Annotated in this window: 17 protein-coding genes and 1 tRNA gene; 11 read left to right on the top strand and 7 right to left on the bottom strand. The window is 68.3% G+C overall.

All coding sequences use genetic code 11. The features are described 5' to 3' along the window. From ACREEF_RS13900 to ACREEF_RS13885, 4 genes are all read left to right on the top strand, one after another. Positions 1–522: HlyD family secretion protein (locus ACREEF_RS13900; RefSeq protein WP_431566167.1), on the top strand; the 522-nt coding region annotated here is incomplete at its 5' end. A 72-nt stretch (positions 523–594) separates the two neighbouring features. Continuing rightward, the gene (locus ACREEF_RS13895; RefSeq protein WP_431566166.1) at positions 595–1,863 is read left to right on the top strand and encodes a multidrug effflux MFS transporter; all 1,269 of its coding nucleotides are present in this window, start codon (positions 595–597) and stop codon (positions 1,861–1,863) included. A gap of 52 nt (positions 1,864–1,915) precedes the next feature. After that, a complete protein-coding gene (locus ACREEF_RS13890; protein WP_431566165.1) occupies positions 1,916–3,874 on the top strand; it encodes a M1 family metallopeptidase in 1,959 nt (652 codons plus the stop codon). Between the two features lie 35 nt (positions 3,875–3,909). Further along, a complete protein-coding gene (locus tag ACREEF_RS13885) occupies positions 3,910–4,644 on the top strand; it encodes a CPBP family intramembrane glutamic endopeptidase (protein ID WP_431566164.1) in 735 nt (244 codons plus the stop codon). Here the strand turns inward: ACREEF_RS13885 and ACREEF_RS13880 are convergent. Further along, positions 4,641–5,072 carry a DUF488 family protein gene (locus ACREEF_RS13880; protein ID WP_431566163.1) on the bottom strand — a complete coding sequence of 144 codons (432 nt, stop codon included), beginning with the start codon at positions 5,070–5,072 and terminating at the stop codon, positions 4,641–4,643. The two genes, ACREEF_RS13885 and ACREEF_RS13880, sit on opposite strands and share 4 nt — an antisense overlap. 75 nt (positions 5,073–5,147) lie before the next feature. On the opposite strand from ACREEF_RS13880, the gene ACREEF_RS13875 reads away from it, so the two are divergent. After that, a complete protein-coding gene (locus tag ACREEF_RS13875) occupies positions 5,148–6,827 on the top strand; it encodes an amidohydrolase (protein WP_431566162.1) in 1,680 nt (559 codons plus the stop codon). A 96-nt stretch (positions 6,828–6,923) separates the two neighbouring features. Next, positions 6,924–7,898 (top strand): complex I NDUFA9 subunit family protein, encoded by a 975-nt coding sequence (locus ACREEF_RS13870; RefSeq protein WP_431566161.1) that lies wholly within the window; start codon positions 6,924–6,926, stop codon positions 7,896–7,898. Between the two features lie 192 nt (positions 7,899–8,090). Here the strand turns inward: ACREEF_RS13870 and ACREEF_RS13865 are convergent, their stop codons facing one another. Next, on the bottom strand, positions 8,091–8,897 hold the full coding sequence (locus tag ACREEF_RS13865; protein WP_431566160.1) for an undecaprenyl-diphosphate phosphatase: 807 nt from the start codon (positions 8,895–8,897) through the stop codon (positions 8,091–8,093). 108 nt (positions 8,898–9,005) lie between these two features. Here ACREEF_RS13865 and ACREEF_RS13860 point away from each other — a divergent pair, with 108 nt between their 5' ends. The 3 genes from ACREEF_RS13860 to queG are packed head-to-tail and all read left to right on the top strand — an operon-like array spanning position 9,006 to position 11,862. Further along, on the top strand, positions 9,006–9,974 hold the full coding sequence (locus ACREEF_RS13860; RefSeq protein ID WP_431566159.1) for a cation diffusion facilitator family transporter: 969 nt from the start codon (positions 9,006–9,008) through the stop codon (positions 9,972–9,974). 60 nt (positions 9,975–10,034) lie between these two features. Then, positions 10,035–10,721, top strand: coding sequence for an FtsZ-binding protein FzlA (fzlA, locus tag ACREEF_RS13855; RefSeq protein WP_431566158.1), 687 nt, complete (start codon positions 10,035–10,037; stop codon positions 10,719–10,721). Positions 10,722–10,746: 25 nt separating this feature from the next. Beyond that, a complete protein-coding gene (queG, locus tag ACREEF_RS13850) occupies positions 10,747–11,862 on the top strand; it encodes a tRNA epoxyqueuosine(34) reductase QueG (RefSeq protein WP_431566157.1) in 1,116 nt (371 codons plus the stop codon). 160 nt (positions 11,863–12,022) lie between these two features. Here the strand turns inward: queG and ACREEF_RS13845 are convergent, their stop codons facing one another. Both ACREEF_RS13845 and ACREEF_RS13840 read right to left on the bottom strand, forming a co-directional pair. Then, positions 12,023–12,565 carry an FKBP-type peptidyl-prolyl cis-trans isomerase gene (locus tag ACREEF_RS13845; protein WP_431566156.1) on the bottom strand — a complete coding sequence of 181 codons (543 nt, stop codon included), beginning with the start codon at positions 12,563–12,565 and terminating at the stop codon, positions 12,023–12,025. Continuing rightward, a complete protein-coding gene (locus tag ACREEF_RS13840; protein ID WP_431566155.1) occupies positions 12,546–13,748 on the bottom strand; it encodes a threonine ammonia-lyase in 1,203 nt (400 codons plus the stop codon). Before ACREEF_RS13840 ends, ACREEF_RS13845 begins: the two co-directional genes overlap by 20 nt. 148 nt (positions 13,749–13,896) lie before the next feature. On the opposite strand from ACREEF_RS13840, the gene ACREEF_RS13835 reads away from it, so the two are divergent. Beyond that, entirely contained in the window at positions 13,897–14,415 is a 519-nt protein-coding gene (locus ACREEF_RS13835) for a hypothetical protein (RefSeq protein WP_431566154.1), read from the top strand. A gap of 90 nt (positions 14,416–14,505) precedes the next feature. After that, the gene (locus tag ACREEF_RS13830) at positions 14,506–14,772 is read left to right on the top strand and encodes a hypothetical protein (RefSeq protein WP_431566153.1); all 267 of its coding nucleotides are present in this window, start codon (positions 14,506–14,508) and stop codon (positions 14,770–14,772) included. A 12-nt stretch (positions 14,773–14,784) separates the two neighbouring features. Here the strand turns inward: ACREEF_RS13830 and ACREEF_RS13825 are convergent, their stop codons facing one another. The 3 genes from ACREEF_RS13825 to ACREEF_RS13815 form a co-directional block, all read right to left on the bottom strand. Further along, the gene (locus tag ACREEF_RS13825) at positions 14,785–15,465 is read right to left on the bottom strand and encodes a helix-turn-helix transcriptional regulator (protein WP_431566152.1); all 681 of its coding nucleotides are present in this window, start codon (positions 15,463–15,465) and stop codon (positions 14,785–14,787) included. A gap of 579 nt (positions 15,466–16,044) precedes the next feature. Then, a tRNA-Gly gene (locus tag ACREEF_RS13820) sits at positions 16,045–16,119 on the bottom strand. A gap of 97 nt (positions 16,120–16,216) precedes the next feature. Continuing rightward, positions 16,217–17,086 carry a tyrosine-type recombinase/integrase gene (locus ACREEF_RS13815; RefSeq protein ID WP_431566151.1) on the bottom strand — a complete coding sequence of 290 codons (870 nt, stop codon included), beginning with the start codon at positions 17,084–17,086 and terminating at the stop codon, positions 16,217–16,219. Between the last annotated feature and the right edge of the window lie 212 nt (positions 17,087–17,298).

Genomic DNA, 17,298 nt, shown 5'->3' with positions numbered 1-17,298 from the left:
GCCCAGACCGGCGTCACCTCGGCCGTGGTCGGGCGCGGCTCGCTGGAGGCCGCCGTCGAGAACGCCCGCGCCCAGGTGCGGCTGGCCCAGATCGACCTGGACAACACCCGCATCACCGCCCCGCGCGCCGGCCGTCTGGGCGAGGTCAGCGTGCGCGTGGGCCAGCAGGTCGCCGTCGGCACGCAGCTGACGGCCCTGGTCCCCGACGTCGTCTGGGTCACGGCCAACATGAAGGAGACGCAGATGCGCGACATCCGCGTCGGCCAGCCGGTCGAGATCGCGGTCGACGCCCTCGGCGGGGCGAAACTGAAGGGCAAGGTCGAGCGCATCTCGCCCGCCACCGGGTCCGAGTTCAGCGTCATCCGCCCCGACAACGCCACCGGCAACTTCACCAAGGTGGCCCAGCGCGTGCCGGTCCGCATCGCCATCGATCCGGGTCAGGAGGCCGCCGCGCGGCTGGCCCCCGGCATGTCGGTGACAGCGCGCATCGACGTCAGCGCCGGGCGCGGCGCCTCACGCTGACGTTATGTTGCAGCGCGAAATAGATAAGCTTTCGGGGTTGCGTCAGCCTGACGCAGCCCGCATCTGGTCCCAATGACCAGCGCCCCGACCACCAAGCACTCAAGTTCGGGCGCCGCCCCCAAGGGGCCGGGGTTTGCCGAATTCGTCTGCCTGATCGCGGTCATGATGGCGCTGAACGCCCTGGCCATCGACGCCATGCTGCCGGCCCTGCCGCACATCGGCGAGGATCTGGGCGTCGCCAACGAGAACACACGCCAGTGGGTCATCACCGCCTATCTGCTGGGCTTCGGCGGGGCGCAGCTCTTCTACGGCCCTCTGGCTGACCGGTTCGGCCGCCGCCCCATCCTGTTCATCGGCATCGGCCTCTATGTGGGCTTCAGCATTCTGGCCGCCTTCGCCCATTCGTTCGAGTGGCTGATCCTGTCGCGCATCGGCATGGGTCTGGGCTCGGCGGCGACGCGGGTGCTGGCCGTGTCGATCGTGCGCGACCGCTATGCCGGGCGCACCATGGCGCGGGTCATGTCGCTGAGCTTCCTCGTCTTCCTCGGCGTGCCCATCCTGGCCCCGACGGTCGGCCAGCTGATCATGCTGGTGGCGCCCTGGCGCTGGATCTTTGGCTTCTTCGCCCTGTTCGGCGGCGCCTTCCTGCTGTGGGCGGCGACGCGCCTGCCCGAGACCCTGCATCCCGAAGACCGGATGCCGATCCATGTGAAGCGCATCGCCGGGGCCTTCGGTCAGGCCCTGACCAGCCGCATCGGCATGGGCTACACCCTGGCCATGACGGCGATCAGCGGCGCCCTGTTCGCCTTCATCAACTCGTCGCAGCAGATCTTCTTCGATGTCTTCAAGTCGCCCGGCCTGTTCACCACCGTCTTCGCCATGGTGGCGGGCGGCATCGCCCTGGCCTCGGTGCTGAACTCGCGGATGGTGGAAAAGCTGGGCTCGCGCCTGATCGCCCACACCGCGCTGATGGGCTTCATCGGCTTCAGCCTCCTGCACGCCCTCGTCGCCTATACGGGGCATGACAGCCTGTGGGTCTTCGCCGCCTTCCAGGCCTGCAAGATGTTCTGCTTCGGCTTCATCGCCGGCAATTTCGGCTCCATGGCCATGGAGCCCATGGGCCATATCGCCGGCACGGCGGCCTCGGCCCAGGGCTTCATCTCGACCATCGGCGGGGCCCTGCTGGGCTTCTGGATCGGCCAGCATTTCGACGGCACCACCGTGCCGATGACGGTCGGGTTCGCGGCCCTGGGCGTCCTCGCCCTGCTGCTGGTGCTAGGCGCCGAGAAGGGGCGGCTGTTCAAGGCGCAGCACCTGCCGCCGGCTTCAGCAAAGGCTTGATCTTTCGGGGCGGAGGGAGCCATTTCGCACGCATCTGAATACGGAGCGTTCGATGACCCTGAAGCTGGCCGGCCTGGTATCCGCCCTCGCCCTGACCGCAGCGCTCGGCGCCTGCGCCACCGCCCCCGCCCCCGACGCAGGAAGCGTGCCGATGACGCCCCTCGCCCCTGCCGCCCCGGCCTTCACCTACGCCAACGACATCCACTCCAACGCCCGCCCGGCCGAGGCGCGCGTCGGCCATGTGGCGCTGGACCTGACCGCCGACTTCGCCAGCAAGACCCTGTCGGGCTCGGCGACGCTGGACGTCACCGGCCGCGTCGGCGCGACCGAGGTGGTGCTGGACACCAAGAACCTGAACATCCGCGGCGTGCGCGACGTGCAGGGTCGCCCCCTGCGTTATGAGCTGGGCGCCGTCGACGCCATCAAGGGTCAGGCCCTGACCGTCCACCTGCCCGCCTTCGCCGGAACTGAAGTTCAGAAGATCGTCGTCGACTACGCCACCCGCCCCGACGCGGCGGCCCTGCAGTGGCTCGGCCCGCAACAGACGGCGGGCGGCGCCAAGCCCTATCTGTTCAGCCAGGGCCAGGCCATCCTGACTCGCACCTGGGTGCCGACGCAGGACAGCCCCGGCATCCGCCAGACCTATTCCGCCCGCATCAATGCCCCCGCCGACCTGACCGTGGTCATGTCCGCCGAGCACCTGACGCCGACCGGCGAAGCCGCCGCTGCGGGTCAGAAGGCCTGGCGCTTCGACATGGATCGTCCGATCCCGCCCTATTTGATGGCCATCGCCATCGGCGACATCGCCTTCGCCTCGTTCGACGGCCGCACCGGCGTCTGGACCGAGCCGAGCCGTCTGGAGGCCGCCCGCGCCGAGCTGGTGTCGACCCCGCGCATGGTGGACGCGGCCGAGGCCCTGTACGGCCCCTATCCCTGGGGCCGGTATGATCTGCTGGTCCTGCCGCCCAGCTTCCCCTTCGGCGGCATGGAGAACCCGCGCCTGACCTTCGCCACCCCGACCATCATCGCCGGGGATCAGTCGCTGGTCTCGCTGGTGGCGCACGAGCTGGCGCACAGCTGGTCCGGAAATCTGGTGACCAATGCGACGTGGTCGGACATCTGGCTGAATGAAGGCACCACCGTCTATTTCGAGAACCGGATCATGGAATCCCTCTACGGCCGCGACCGCGCTATGCAGGAGCAGGTGCTGGGCTGGGGCGAGCTGTCGGCGGAACTGGCGACCACCGCGCCGGACGACACCAAGCTGCACATCGACCTGACGGGGCGCGACCCCGACGACGGCCTGTCGGGCGTGCCCTATGAGAAGGGCGCGGCCATGCTGCGCACCATCGAACGCATCGTCGGTCGCGAGACCTTCGACGCCTGGCTGCGCGGCTATTTCGACCGCCACGCCTTCCAGCCCATGACCGACGTCGGCTTCCTGGCCGACATCCGCGAGCACCTGATCAAGGGCGACGCCGCGCTAGAGGCCCAGCTGCAGCTGGAGAACTGGATCTACCAACCGGGCATGCCGTCGAACTGGGTCCCGCCGGTGTCGGACGCCTTCGTCCCCGTCGATCGCGCGGCCTGGGCCTTCTCGGCCAACGGCGGCAAGGCCTCGGACATTCCGTGGGGCCAGTGGAACACCCAGCAGCGCCAGCGCTTCCTGGCCTGGCGTCCTCCGGTCGGCGATGGCTCGGGCCGCTGGCTGACGACGGCGCAATTGGCCGATCTGGAAAAGACGCTGAACCTGGCCAACGAGGGCAACGCCGAACTGACCTTCGCCTGGCTGCAGATCGCCCTGAAGCATCACTATGAACCGGCCGTGGCCACCGCCGACCGCTTCCTGACCAGCCAGGGCCGTCGCAAATTCGTCCTCCCCCTGTTCCAGACCCTGTGGGGCGAGGGCGACTGGGGCCGGGCCAACGCCACGCGCATCTACGCCAAGGCGCGGCCCCTCTATCATCCGGTCACGACCGGGTCGGTGGATCAGCTGGTGGGGCATCCGTAAGGCTTCCCCTCCTCCTATCGGCCATGGGAGCGCGCATGACGGATCGCGACTTTCCTTACTACAATGGCCAGCCGGTCGCGCTGTCAGGGCGGCAATGGCTGCTGGTCCTGTTGTTCTGCTGCGTCGGCTTCTTGGTGCTGATCGCGGCGCCGACGCTGCTGCCCGGACAGGCCGGTCGGTGGGCGGGGGCGCTGCTGTTCGCAGGACTGCCGGTGCTGGGCCTTCGCCTTGCCGCCGGTCCGGCGTGGCGAGCCCTGTTTCCCCCCTTGAGGGCGAGAGACCTGTGGATCGGCCTGGCCTTCGCGCCGCTAAACCTGCTGGCGACGACGCTGACTGCACTGTTGGTCATCCACACCAGCGTCACGACCGCCAACCCCGCCATAGCCCAGATCGGCCAGATGCAGGGCCTCGACCTCGCCCTCTTCTTCGCCGTCACCCTGCCCCAACTTCTGGGTGAGGAGTTGGTCACCATCCTGCCTTTCCTGGCGATCCTGACCGTTTGCAGCCGGGGACTGAAGACCGGCCGCCGAACGGCGATCGCAGCGGCCTGGATTCTCTCGGCCCTGCTGTTCGGCGCCCTTCACCTGCCGACCTACGGCTGGAATCTGCTTCAGGCGCTGGGCATCATTGGCATAGCGCGCCTGGTGCTCACGGCGCCCTTCATCCTCACCAAGAGCCCCTGGTCGTCCGCTGTCGCCCATGTGACCAACGACTGGCTTCTGTTCGGCACATCCGCCGTGCTTGCCGTGCTGAAGGCGAGTCCGGCCTAGAGGTTCACCACCTCAGCCTCGTCCTCGCGGGCCAGACGGTCGGCAAGGACGGCGCGGTGGCAGCCGCAGGCCTCGGCCTCGAAACACAAGAGGGCGACGCGCTTCTGCCCCGCCACATGACGCAGTTGCTGGAAGGCGGCCTCGGCGTCGGGCTCCTGCATGTGGGCGTTGAAGATGGCGTGCATGGCCGCCACGTCGCCCTTCCTCGCCGCGTCGCGCCCGGCCTTGGGCGTGCCGAGCGCCCGCAGCTGCAGATAATCGAGCCCCTCGGCCTTCAGGCTCTCGCCCAGCACCGTCTTGGAAAAGCCCGCGATGCGCGACGAGGCGACGGCGCGCACGTCGGCGACCAGTTCGACCCCCGCCGCCTTCAGCCGGTCGATGACCTGGGCCTGGGTGGAGCCTTCGTAGCCGATGGTGAACAGCTTCATGTCGCGATGATGCGCGCGTGATCGCTTGACGCCAAGCCCGGCTGCGGTTCCCCTGCGCCGCAACTGGAGGCGCCGATGATCCGAAACACCCTGAAAGCCCTGCCCCTAGGCGTCGCTCTGGCCGCCGCCCTGATGGCCGCAGCCGCGCCCTCGGCCCTGGCCCAGAACCTGGTGATCCATGGCGGCACCATCTACACCGGCAACCCCGCCCAACCGACCGCCGAGCAGGTGATCGTCCGCGACGGACGGATCATGTCGGTGGGCGCCGTCACGGCATTTGCCGGCCCCGCCGACATGCAGGTGATCGACCTGAAGGGGGCGACCCTGTTTCCCGGCTTCACCGACGGCCATGCCCATCTGGACGGCATCGGCTGGCGCGAGATGACGCTGAACCTCGAAGGCTCGGCCTCGGTCGTCGAGGCCATGGCGCGGCTGAGCGAGTGGGCGAAAGCTCACCCCGAGGGCGTCATCGTCGGACGCGGCTGGATCGAGACCCACTGGCCCGAGAAGCGCTTCCTGACCGCCGCCGATCTGGACGCCGCCGCCCCCGGCCGGGTGGTGCTGCTGAGCCGGGCCGACGGCCATGCGGTCGCGATCTCCAGCGCCGCTCTGGCCGCCGCCGGGGTCGATGCGGCCACGCCCGCCCCCTCGGGCGGCGAGATTCTGAAGGGCGCCGACGGCCAACCCACTGGCCTGCTGGTCGACGGGGCCATGGTGCTGGTCGAGCCGCTGACGCCGCAAGCCGACGCAGCGGCGACGCGGGCGGCCTATCGCGCGGGCTTCGGCGTCTACGCCCGCTACGGCTGGACCGGAATCCACTTCATGAGCGCGCCGTGGAAGGACGTGCCCCTGATGGAGCAGATGGCGCGCGACGGCGAGGCGCCGCTGCGGGTCTACAACAGCATCGACATGGGCGACGCCCGCGCCCTGATGGCGGGCGGACCGCGCGACGCCGCCGACGGGCGGATCATCACCCGGGCGATCAAGTTCTACGCCGACGGCGCCCTGGGCTCGCGCGGGGCCAAGCTGTTCGAGCCCTATGCCGACCGACCCGACACCTCGGGCCTGATGCTGGCCTCGCGCGAGACGGTCATGCCGCTGTATCAGGAGGCCCTGCGCAGCGGCGTCCAGATCGCCACCCACGCCATCGGCGACCAGGGCAACCACGATGTCGCGGCCTGGTACGAGGAGGCCCTGCGGTCCGTGCCCAAGTCCGAGTGGAAACTGGCCGATCCGCGCTGGCGCATCGAGCACGCCCAGATCATCCGGCCCTCGGACTATCACTACTTCGACGAACTGCCGATCATCGCCTCGATGCAGCCCAGCCACGCCATCGGCGACCTGCATTTCGCCGCCGACCGACTGGGCGACGCCCGGTTGGACGGGGCCTATGCCTGGCACACCCTGGTGGACCGGGGGGTGATCGTGGTCGGCGGCTCGGACGCGCCGGTCGAGCGCGGCGATCCCCTGATCGAGTTCTACGCCGCCGTGGCGCGGCGCGACCTGAACGGCTTCCAGGGGCCGGACTGGCGCCCGAACGAGGCCGTGGACCGGGCGACGGCGCTGAAGATGTTCACCCTGTGGCCCGCCTACGCCAGCTTCCGCGAGGCCGAGCTGGGCACCATCGAGGTCGGCAAGCGGGCCGACTTCACCGCCTTCGACATCGATCTGATGACCGTGCCCGCCGCCGAAATTCCCAAGGGGCGCGCCGTCCTGACCGTGGTCGATGGCGAGGTCGTGTTCCGCGCCGACTAGCCCCGCGTTGCGGCGAGGCGACGCATCGGCTAAGCCGCGCGCATTGAATTCTCCTTCGGGCGCGCGTGCGGCCGGAGTTCTGGCGTGGAGCATATGATGGCTGACTTCGGTCCTGGTCTGATCACCGTCTTCGGAGGCTCCGGTTTCATCGGAGCCCAGGTGGTGCGGGCGCTGGCCAAGCGCGGCTGGCGCGTGCGGGTGGCGGTGCGCAAACCCGCCCTGGCCTATGACCTGCGCCCGCTGGGCGACGTCGGCCAGATCCAGCCTCTGCTGTGCGACATCACCAAGCCCGCCGATGTGGCCGCCGCGCTCAAGGGCGCCGACGCCGCGATCAATCTGGTCGGCATCCTGTTCGAGGGCGCCGGCGGCAAGTTCGAAACCTCGCACGTCGCGGGCGCGGTCAATGTCGCCGAGGCCGCCAAGGCGGCGGGCGTCAAGCGTCTGGTGCATATGTCGGCCCTGGGCGCCGACGTGAACGGCAAGGCCGAATACGCCCGCACCAAGGGCCGGGCCGAAATCGCCGTGCGCGCCGCCTTCCCCGGCGCCGTGGTGATCCGTCCGTCCGTCGTCTTCGGCGCCGGCGACAACTTCCTGAACAAGTTCGGCGCCATGGCGACCTTCTCGCCGGCCCTGCCGCTGATCGGCGGCGGCCAGACCAGGTTCCAGCCCGTCTATGTCGGCGACGTGGCCGAGGCCATCGCCCGCGCCGTCGAGACGCCGGGCGCGGAAGGCAAGACCTTCGAACTGGGCGGCCCGGCGGTCTGGAGCTTCAAGGATATTCTGAAGCTGATCCTGCGCGAGACGAAACGCTCGCCCTTCCTGATCCCCCTGCCCTTCCCCGTCGCCCGCATGATCGGCTCGCTGGCCCAGATCCCGGCCATGATCGGCCTGGCCCCGGCCCTGACCAAGGATCAGGTGCTGCTGCTGGAAAGCGACAACGTGGTCTCGCCCGGCACCGAGGGTCTGGCCGAACTGGGGATCGACCCCACCGGACTGGAAGCCATCGCCCCGTCCTATCTGTGGCGCTATCGCGTCGGCGGCCAGTACGCCGAGAATCCGACCGCCGCCTGATCGGCCTGATTACGAAAAACCCCTCGGGACGCGATCCCGAGGGGTTTTTCCTTGGCCCTAGAGCCTGATCCGTTGAGGAGGAATCGCTTCGCGATTCCGCCGATACGGTGAATCAGGCTCCAGATATAAGCGAGAGCATGATTCACGCTTCAGCCGTAACCGCGCAGCGGTTCCGTCTAAAACGATCATGCTCTAGAGGGCGCCCGTCACGGCCAGCCCGACGATCCCCGCCACGCCCACCGCGATCCGCCACCAGGCGAAGGGGCCGAAGCCGTGCCTGGACACGAAGTCCAGCAGGAAGCGCACCACCGCCAGGGCCGTCAGGAAGGCGGCGAGGAAGCCGACGGCGATCAGGCCCAGATCGGTGAAGTCCAGCACGTCGCGGTTCTTGAACAGGTCATAGGCGACCGCCGCCCCCATGGTCGGCAGGGCCAGGAAGAAGCTGAACTCGGCCGCCGACCGCTTGTCCGTGCCCAGCAGAAGTCCGCCGGCGATGGTGGCGCCCGAGCGCGACACGCCGGGGATCATGGCCAGGCACTGGAACAGGCCGATCAGGAAATAGACCCGGTAGGGATAGCGGTCGGCGTCCAGATAGGTCGGGATCTTCTTCATCCGATCCAGCCACAGCAGCAGCAGTCCGCCGACGATCAGGGCGACGCAGACCACCAGCGGCGTCTCGAACAGCACCGTCTTGATGAAGCCGTAGGCGAAGAAGCCGATCACCACGGCGGGGACGAAGGCCAGCAGCAGGCCGATCAGGAAGCGCCGCGCCTCGGGGTCGAAGGGCCAGCGCGTCGCCAGCGTCCACAGCCGCTTGAAATAGACGCTGATGATGGCCAGCAGGGCGCCCAGCTGGATGACGATCTCGAACGTCTTGCCGGTGCTTTCAAAGCCGAGGAAATGCCCCAGCAGCAGCAGGTGGCCGGTGGACGACACCGGTATGAATTCGGTCAATCCCTCGACCAGACCCAGAAGGATCGCCGTCAGCCAGTCCGCCATGGAAACTCCGCTTCAACCGGCCGTCGAGCGCCGGGCACGGTCTTCCTTAGCGCCCCGGACAAGACGCCGCCATTGGCGGATGCGCGGTTTTGCGCGACAAGGGCGGGGATGACCGCCTCCTCCCTCGACGACGCCCACGCGGCGACCCGCCGCATCACCACCCTGTCGGTGGGAACGGCTGTCGTCCTGATCGTGCTGAAGGCCTTCGCCCTGGGCGCCTCGGGCTCGGTGTCGATTCTGGCGACGCTGGCGGATTCGTCGCTGGACCTGATCGCCTCCCTGGCCACCTTCTTCGCCGTGCGCTGGGCCGCCGCCCCGCCCGACGAGGAGCATCGCTACGGCCACGGCAAGGCCGAGGCCCTGGCGGCGCTAGTGCAGGCGGGTCTGGTCTTCGCTTCCGCCGTCTTCATCGGCTGGGACGCGGTGCAGCGCATCTTCGATCCCCGGCCCGTCACCGCAGGCGGCTGGGCCGTCGGCGTGGTCGTGGTCTCCATCGCCGTCACCCTGTGGCTGGTGTGGATGCAGACCCAGGCGATGAAGAAGACCGCGTCCCTGGCCGTGGCGGGCGACCGCGCCCACTACGCCGCCGATCTGGCCGCCAATGTCGTGGTGCTGATCGGCGTGGTTTCGGGCGCCTTCCTCAACGCACCTGGGCTGGACGCGGCGGCGGGCCTGGTGGTGGCGGTCTGGCTGTTCTGGGGGGCGACCTCCATCCTGCGCGACGCCGCCGATCACCTGCTGGACCACGCCGCGCCGGACGCCGACCGCGCCGCCGTGGTCGCCGCCGTCCTGGCCGATCCGCGCATTTCCGGCGTGCACCAGCTGCGCACCCGCATGGCCGGTCAGGTGCTGATGATCCAGATGCACGTCGATCTGGAACCGAGCCTGACGCTGGAGGCGGCCCACGCCATCGTGGTCGAGGCCGAGCAGCGCATCCTGGCCGCCTTCCCCCACGCCGACCTGCTGATCCACGCCGACCCGCGCGGGCGCGGCGAGGGGCACGGTCGTCGCGACGCGCCCGCCGAGGCGCCGGCCGTCGCCGAGCCGCTGGCGATCCGGTCCGGCCCCTGGTCCTGACCCGCGACCGAGCGTCGCGGTAAACGCCCCCTTAACGAGCGAGGGCGCATGGGTGGAGCAATGTCCGCGCCCGCCGTCCTCTATCATTTCGCCTTCCACCCCGGCTCGCGCACGGCGCGACTGGCGCTGGGCGAAGCGCGCATCGATTTCGGCGAAGAACCGGTCAAGCCGTGGGAGGACGACTGCCCTCTCTTCGACCTCAACCCCTCCGGGATGCCGCCGGTCCTGACCGTGGCGGACAAGGGCAAGACCCTGACCCTGTGCGAAGCCGACGCCATCCTCGGCTGGATCGAGGACCGCGCCAAGGGCGACGTCCTGATGCCCGCTGACATAGGCGAGCGCGCCGAGGCCCGCCGCCTGACCGCCTGGTTCAACCGCCGCTTCATCGACGAGGTGGACGCCGTCCTGCTGCACGAGCGGATGGAAAAGCCCCTGCTGCGGCTGGGCCCGCCCGAGGCGCGGATGCTGCGCGAGGGCCGTGACGCCCTGCGTGCCCATCTGGCCATGCTGGAGGCTCTGGCCGCCGGTCGCGAATGGCTGGCCGGGCGTCGGCTCAGCCAGGCCGACCTGATCGCGGCGGGACACCTGTCGGTGCTGGACTATTTCGGCGAGATCACTTGGGCGTCGTATCCGTCGCTGAGGACCTGGTATTCCAAGCTGAAGTCGCGGCCCTGTTTCCGGCCCCTGCTGACCGACCGTTTCCCCGGCGTCCCTCCGGCGACCTGGTACGCCGACCTCGACTTCTGAGGCTAACAGGGGCAAAGGCCCCGTCATGGCGGCCGATCCCCGCATCTTCATCCGACAACGCGCCGCCGAACTGGGCTTCGGCGTGTGCCGCTTCGCCTCGGCCAGCGAACCGTGGAGCGCGGGCGAGAAGCTGGCCCATTTTGTCGAGGCCGGGCGGCACGGCGACATGGGCTGGATGGAGACGACGCTGGAGCGCCGCGCCCACCCCACCGCCATGTGGGACGGGGCGAAGACCGCCATCGTCCTGGGCATGAACTACGGCCCCGAGGCCGATCCCCTGCCCGAGCTTGAGGACCGGTCGGCGGGCTATATTTCCGTCTATGCGCGCGGCGACGACTATCACGAGGTCATCAAGGGGCGGCTGAAGATCCTGGCCGGTCAGATGGCGGCGCGGCTGGGCCAGGAGGTCAAGGTCTTCGTCGACACCGCCCCCCTGATGGAGAAGCCCCTGGCCCAGCGCGCCGGTCTGGGCTGGCAGGGCAAGCACACCAATCTGTTGAGCCGCACCCACGGCAACTGGTTGTTCCTCGGCGTCATCCTGACCGCCGCCGAGATCGAAGCCGACGAGGCTGAGACCGAGCATTGCGGCCGCTGCACCGCCTGTCTGGACGCCTGCCCCACCAACGCCTTTCCTGCGCCGTTCCAGATCGACGCCCGGCGCTGCCTGTCCTATCTGACCATCGAGTATGCGGAGCCTTGGCCCGTCGAGTTCCGCATCGCGGCGGGTCCGCGCATCTACGGCTGCGACGACTGTCTGGGCGCCTGTCCGTGGAACAAGTTCGCGCAAGGGGCGTCCGAGGCCCGGCTGCACGCGCGCGACGCCCTGAAGGGGCCGCGGTTGGCTGACCTGCTGGCGCTGGACGATCCGGCGTTCCGCGCCCTGTTCACCAAGAGCCCGGTCAAGCGGATCGGGCGGGACCGGTTCATTCGCAACGTGCTCTATGCGGCGGGGAATTCCGGCGACGCCGGGCTGATCGCGCCGGTCGAGGGCCTGCTGGACGACCCGGCGCCCGTAGTGCGCGGGGCGGCGGTCTGGGCGTTGTCGCGGCTGGACGCCGAGCGGTTCGCTGAGTTGCGCGAGGCGCGGCTGGCGGGGGAAGCGGACGAGACGGTCAGAGCGGAGTGGTCCTTCTCCCCTTGAGGGAGAAGGTGGGCGCCGCAGGCGCTCGGATGAGGGGTGTCAGCGCAGCGTTCAAGAAAATGGGGCGCCGCCGGTTCCGCCTGAACATCAAGCGGCGCCGCCGTCACCCCTCATCCGTCAGGCTTCGCCTGCCACCTTCTCCCGCAAGGGGAGAAGGATTTTAGACGTCGGCCGAGCCCAGGCCGCGACCGCCGCCGGGGACGGGCTCGACGTCGAGCAGCTTGAGCCGGAACACCAGGACGGCGTTGCCCGGGATCAGCGGCGGGCCGCCCGCTTCGCCGTAGCCCAGTTCCGGCGGGACGTAGAGCAGCCATTCGTCGCCGGGCTTCATCAGTTGCAGGGCCTCGGTCCAGCCCGGCACGACCTGCTCGGGACTGAAGACGGCGGGCGAGCCGCGCTTGAACGAGCTGTCGAAAACCGTGCCGTCCGTCAGGCTGCCTTCGTAGTCGACGCTCGCCAAATCATTGCGGTCGGGACGGACACCCCCGGCCGGGCCGCTGGCAACCACCTTGTACTGCAGGCCCGACGGCAGGGTTTGCACCCCTTCCGCCGAGGCGTTGGTCTTCATGAAGGCTGCGGCGGCCTCGGCGTTTTTGGCCAGGTCCGCCCCAGACATGGCGGGCTGGCGGTTGCAGGCGGCCGTGGCCAGCAGGGCGGCGGTGGACGCCGCGACGAGTGCGGGCTTAGCCCATGCGAAGTTCATAACCCTTGTCCTTCAAGGCCTGGCCGATGTCCTCGGCGTGTCTGGCGTCGCGGGTCTCGACCATGATGTCGAACTCCGCCCCCTTGGCCGGCACGTCCAGCGCCAGCCGGTTGTGCACGACGTCGATGATATTGCCGCCTAGGCCGCCGATCACGGCGGCCATGGCCGACAGCATCCCCGGGCGGTCGTCGCCCAGGATGCGATAGACGATCAGGCGCTTCTCGCGGACCATTTCGCGGTTCAGCACCACGGCCAGCATCCGCGCGTCGATATTGCCGCCGGTCAGCTCGATGCCGACCTTCATGCCCTTGAAGCGCTCAGGATTGGCCAGGATGGCGGCCAGTCCGCCGGCCCCGGCGCCCTCGGCCACCGTCTTCTCCAGCGTGACCAGATAGGAGACGGCGCGCTCGAAATCGGCCTCCTCGCAGACGAAGACCTCGTCGATCAGGGCGTCGGCCAGATTGAAGGGGATTTCGCCTACAGCCTTGATGGCGATGCCTTCGGCTATGGTCTGGCCGCTGCACTTGGCCGGCTCGCCGCGACGCCGCGCGGTGAAGGAGGGATAGCGAGCGGCCTCGACGCCGAAGATCTTGATGCCGGGCTTGATCGCCTTGGCGGCGATGGCGCTGCCGGCGATCAGGCCGCCGCCGCCGATGGGGATGATCAGGGCGTCGAGATCGGGCGCGTCCTCCAGGAACTCCAGGCCGCAGACGCCCTGGCCCGCCACGATGCCTTCGTCGTCGAAGGCCGAGACGAAGACATAGCCGTGCTCGGCCTGAAGCCGCTTGGCCTCCTCGGTCGAGGCCGAGAAATCGAGACCGTGGATGACGACATTGGCGCCATGGGCGCGGGTACCGTCCACCTTCACGAAGGGGGTGCCCTCGGGCATGACGATGGTCACGGGCACGCCGAGGCGGCCGCCGTGATAGGCCAGGGCCTGGGCGTGGTTGCCCGCCGAGGCGGCGACCACGCCGCGCTTGCGCTCCTCCGGCGTCAGCTGCAGCAGCCGGTTCAGGGCGCCGCGCTCCTTGAAGCTGCCGGTGAAGTGCAGGTTGTCGTACTTGATCCAGATCTCGGCGCCGGTCAGCTGCGACAGGCGGCGGGAATAGCGGACGGGCGTGCGGTCGACCTGGCCGGCGATGCGTTTCTGCGCCGCACGGATGTCGTCGATGGTGACGGTCATGAAGTCCCTGAAATCGTTTCTCGGCCGGTCTCTGCGTCCGGTCTCCGGCGCCCCTTGTGGCCCACGCCGCGACGCCGGGCAACCTTGACTCGTCTCGCCTTCGGGCGTCATTCCCGTAGAGCTTGAAACGAGTTTCGGGAGCCCCTCCATGACGACCCGTCGCCCTTCCCTCGCCCTTGTCGCCGTCCTCGCGGGCGGACTGGCGCTGAGCGCCTGCGCCACCATGCCCATGGGCGGCGGGACCGCCGCCTCGACCGAATTCAGCGCCGACGCCTTCGCCTGGTCGACCCGCGCGGGTCAGGCTTCGATCGAGGGCCGCGTCGCCTTCGCCCAGGACGGCAAGACCTTCCACTGCGTCGGCAATGTCGGCCTGATCCCCGACACCGGCTACACCCGCGCCCGGATGCAGCGGCTCTATGGCTCGACCGAAAGCGCCGCCGCGCCCGCCGCCGTGGTGCGCGCCCGCTCGGCCGGGGAACAGGCCGCCGACTACCGCGCGTTCGAACGCGCCCAGGCCTGCGCCGCCGACGCCTTCCGCTTCACCGGCCTGCCAGACGGCAGCTGGTTCCTGATCTCGCCGGTCAAGGCGGGCGACGACATCGTGGTGCTGATGAAGCGGGTTCAGACGCGCGGCGGGCGTTTGGCCGCTGTCACCCTCGGAAGTTGAACGACGCCGGGGACCGGCGTTCGCCATCCTTTCGCCTCATGGGGCCGCTCTCTGAACTGATCCATTCCTGGACAGTCGGGGAGCGCGTTCTTGTCCCAGCATAATATCATCGGCTCCGAAGCCTTCAGCCAACGCCCGTTCGTGATCATTCGCGGCGTCAAGACAGGCGGCTTCCGTCGCCGGCGTTCCAGCTCGGCCGCGGCCTATGTCATTGTCGCCGTGCTGGCCCTGTCGGCCGGCGCCGCGGTCGCCGCCTTCGCGCTCGGCCCCCTTCTGGTCCAGGCTGATCCCGCCGTCGCGGCTACGGCGCCGGTCGCCGCGCCCCCTGCCGTTCAGGTTGCGGCGCCGCCCGCCTAGAGCAAAAACGCCCTAGGGGCCGACGAAGCTGATCGCCTCGGCGAACAGTTCGCCCCGGCTGCGCACGCCCAGCTTCTGATAGGCGTGCTTCAGATGGGTGCGCAGGGTCTCGATCGAGATATCCAGCGCCTGGGCGATCCGGCCCGTCTCGACGCCGGCCAGCAGCATTTCGACGATCCGCCCCTCGGCGCGGGTCAGGAAATGATTGTCGATCAGGGCCTGAAAACGCGTCTCGCTGCGCGCCCTCTGCAGCGTCAGACCGATCAGGGCGTCGGGCGGCCCGCAGACCTCGCGCGCCCAGGCCACCCAGTGGCGCTCGCTCTCGCCTGACCCACCCTCGCCCGGCACGACCGCGCAGCGCGCCTCGTCCGGCCGCGCCGAGGCGACCAGGACGGCGATGACCGGCGAACGCGGCGCCAGACGGCCGTCATCGACCTCGAACGCCTCGCCCTCGTCGCGCAGGGCGCGCGCGGCCGCGTTCATCCACATGACCTCCAGATCGCGCGACAGGATCAGCCGCGCCCGGCGCTCGCCCTCGATCCAATTGGCGATGGCCTGACCGCAGACGGCGTCAATGCGCGCCGCCTCGCGCGGCATGGGCGGATCGCCCCGACCTTCCTCACTGCGCCGATGACCCGCCGCGCCCCGGAAGGGATCGCGCGACGACGAGTGAAAGACCAGACTCTGGCTCACGCCGAACCTCCCAAGGGCTGACCCGCCCCTCGCATCATGGAGGCGGTCGCCGCGTCGCCGAAAGCGAAGCTTGATCCCCGACCGCGGCCAACATACCCCAAAATATTCACAGAGACATCCCTCATGCCGGGGATATCTGGAGAGATGAATAGACCATAACGTCTATTCGTTGGCGGGGAATGAAGTCGCCAGAGACAAAAATACTGAATTCAGAACTGCATTGTCAGTATTTAATTTAACAAATGATCCAGCCGGAGACCAAATCTAGACGCTGATTACGTCAAAAACTGAAAACAATCATTTTCAGCACCAAGGATAAAACATGCTCCACTCGGGCCGGCAGCGCCCAGAGAGGAGCCTCGGACCCTGGCGCGCCGATCGCCACCACCGCAATCGCGGGATCGACGCGCCAACGGGCGGGCCAGGCCGGGACGCAGACACGCCCCGACCGATCAGGCGCTTCGGCGCGCGACGACCTCATTGCGGAATTGCACGCCCCCCAGCGTTCCGCCCGACTGGAGTCGACGCCGAAGCGCAGGCCTGCCGCCACGCATTTCGTGGATCAGATCAAGAAGACGCTGGAGCGGCCGGCGGGAATCGAACCCGCGACATTCAGCTTGGGAAGCTGACGTTCTACCTCTGAACTACGACCGCATTTCTCAACGATTTCAGCACACTACCGACAAATCAATGAAGCGCGATCGCTTCAGTTTACAGGTCGGTTTACACTGACGTTCGCCAAGCGTTCCCTCTAGCCTGTCACGCGCTTCGGCTCAAGACGCTCGATTGCGTCCCGAGCAATACGGTCCGGATCGACATATCGTCGGATAATCTGATCGACCCGGGACCGCTCCCAACCGAGGAAGGACGCGACTTCTTGCGGACTAAACTCGCCCTGAATGTACCGTGTTGCCGCCGTCCCCCTCAGGTCGTGGAACGCCTTTGATACCCCTGCGTCTTTCGCGGCACGAATGAAGGCCTGAGTGAGTGATGGCCCAAGCCACGCAGTTCTGCGTTCGGTGGTCAGGACGAATGCCGACGGAACCCTCCCCTCCGCAATCTGACGCTCTCGTTCCGAGCGCAAATCCTCAACCACCGCCGCACCGTCCCCCGTGAGCGGCGCAATAACGAATGTTCTACCCCGACTCTTTCCGGTGTTCAGCTCGATGCGGTTCCCAAGAACCTGATCCCAGCGAAGGGCGACTAGATCGCCCCGGCGCAGCCCCGTCGCCGCAGCCAGCCGAATGGCATAGCGAGCATGAGGAGTCGCTTTGGCGAGGACGGCTTCCAACTCGTCGCTTGAAAGAACCACGTCAGCACGGTTGGCTCGATAGAGCTGCTTGATCCCCACGGCTGGGTTGTCTGCAATCACTTCCCGCTCGACACCCACCGCCAGGACGCGCCGCAACACCTGAATGGCATAGTCCGCTTGGCGTGGTGTCGAGGCAAACCTGTCCCGCCATTCGGTCAATGTTCGCCGGGCACCTTTGGCTTTGAGCAACTTGAGTGGAAAATCACCGAGATCAGCTTCAATGCGATCTAACCACCGCATCCATTGCGTGCGCGTCGTTGGAGCAAGCGCTTGAAGCCCTTCGGGCACCTCACGGTACAGCTTAACCAAAAACCGGATTGTATCGCCGCCACGCGAGATCGTCGCCTTTGTGGCATAGGCCGTCAGCAGTTCGTGAGCACCCGCCGCTTCATTGTGACGTGCCTCTGAGGTTTCATCCAGCGGCGACCAGAGTCCTTGGGTTAGTTACGCCTCGCAGCGTGGGGTGAGCAACAGGCCGGGCCGCGCAGCTTTCATCCTGCGCAGCGGGTCGGCCTGTTGCG

This window comes from Brevundimonas sp., from assembly GCF_050729455.1.
Lineage (GTDB): Bacteria > Pseudomonadota > Alphaproteobacteria > Caulobacterales > Caulobacteraceae > Brevundimonas.
Note: the sequence above shows the minus strand (reverse complement) of the source record. Positions and strands in the feature narration are given on the sequence as shown.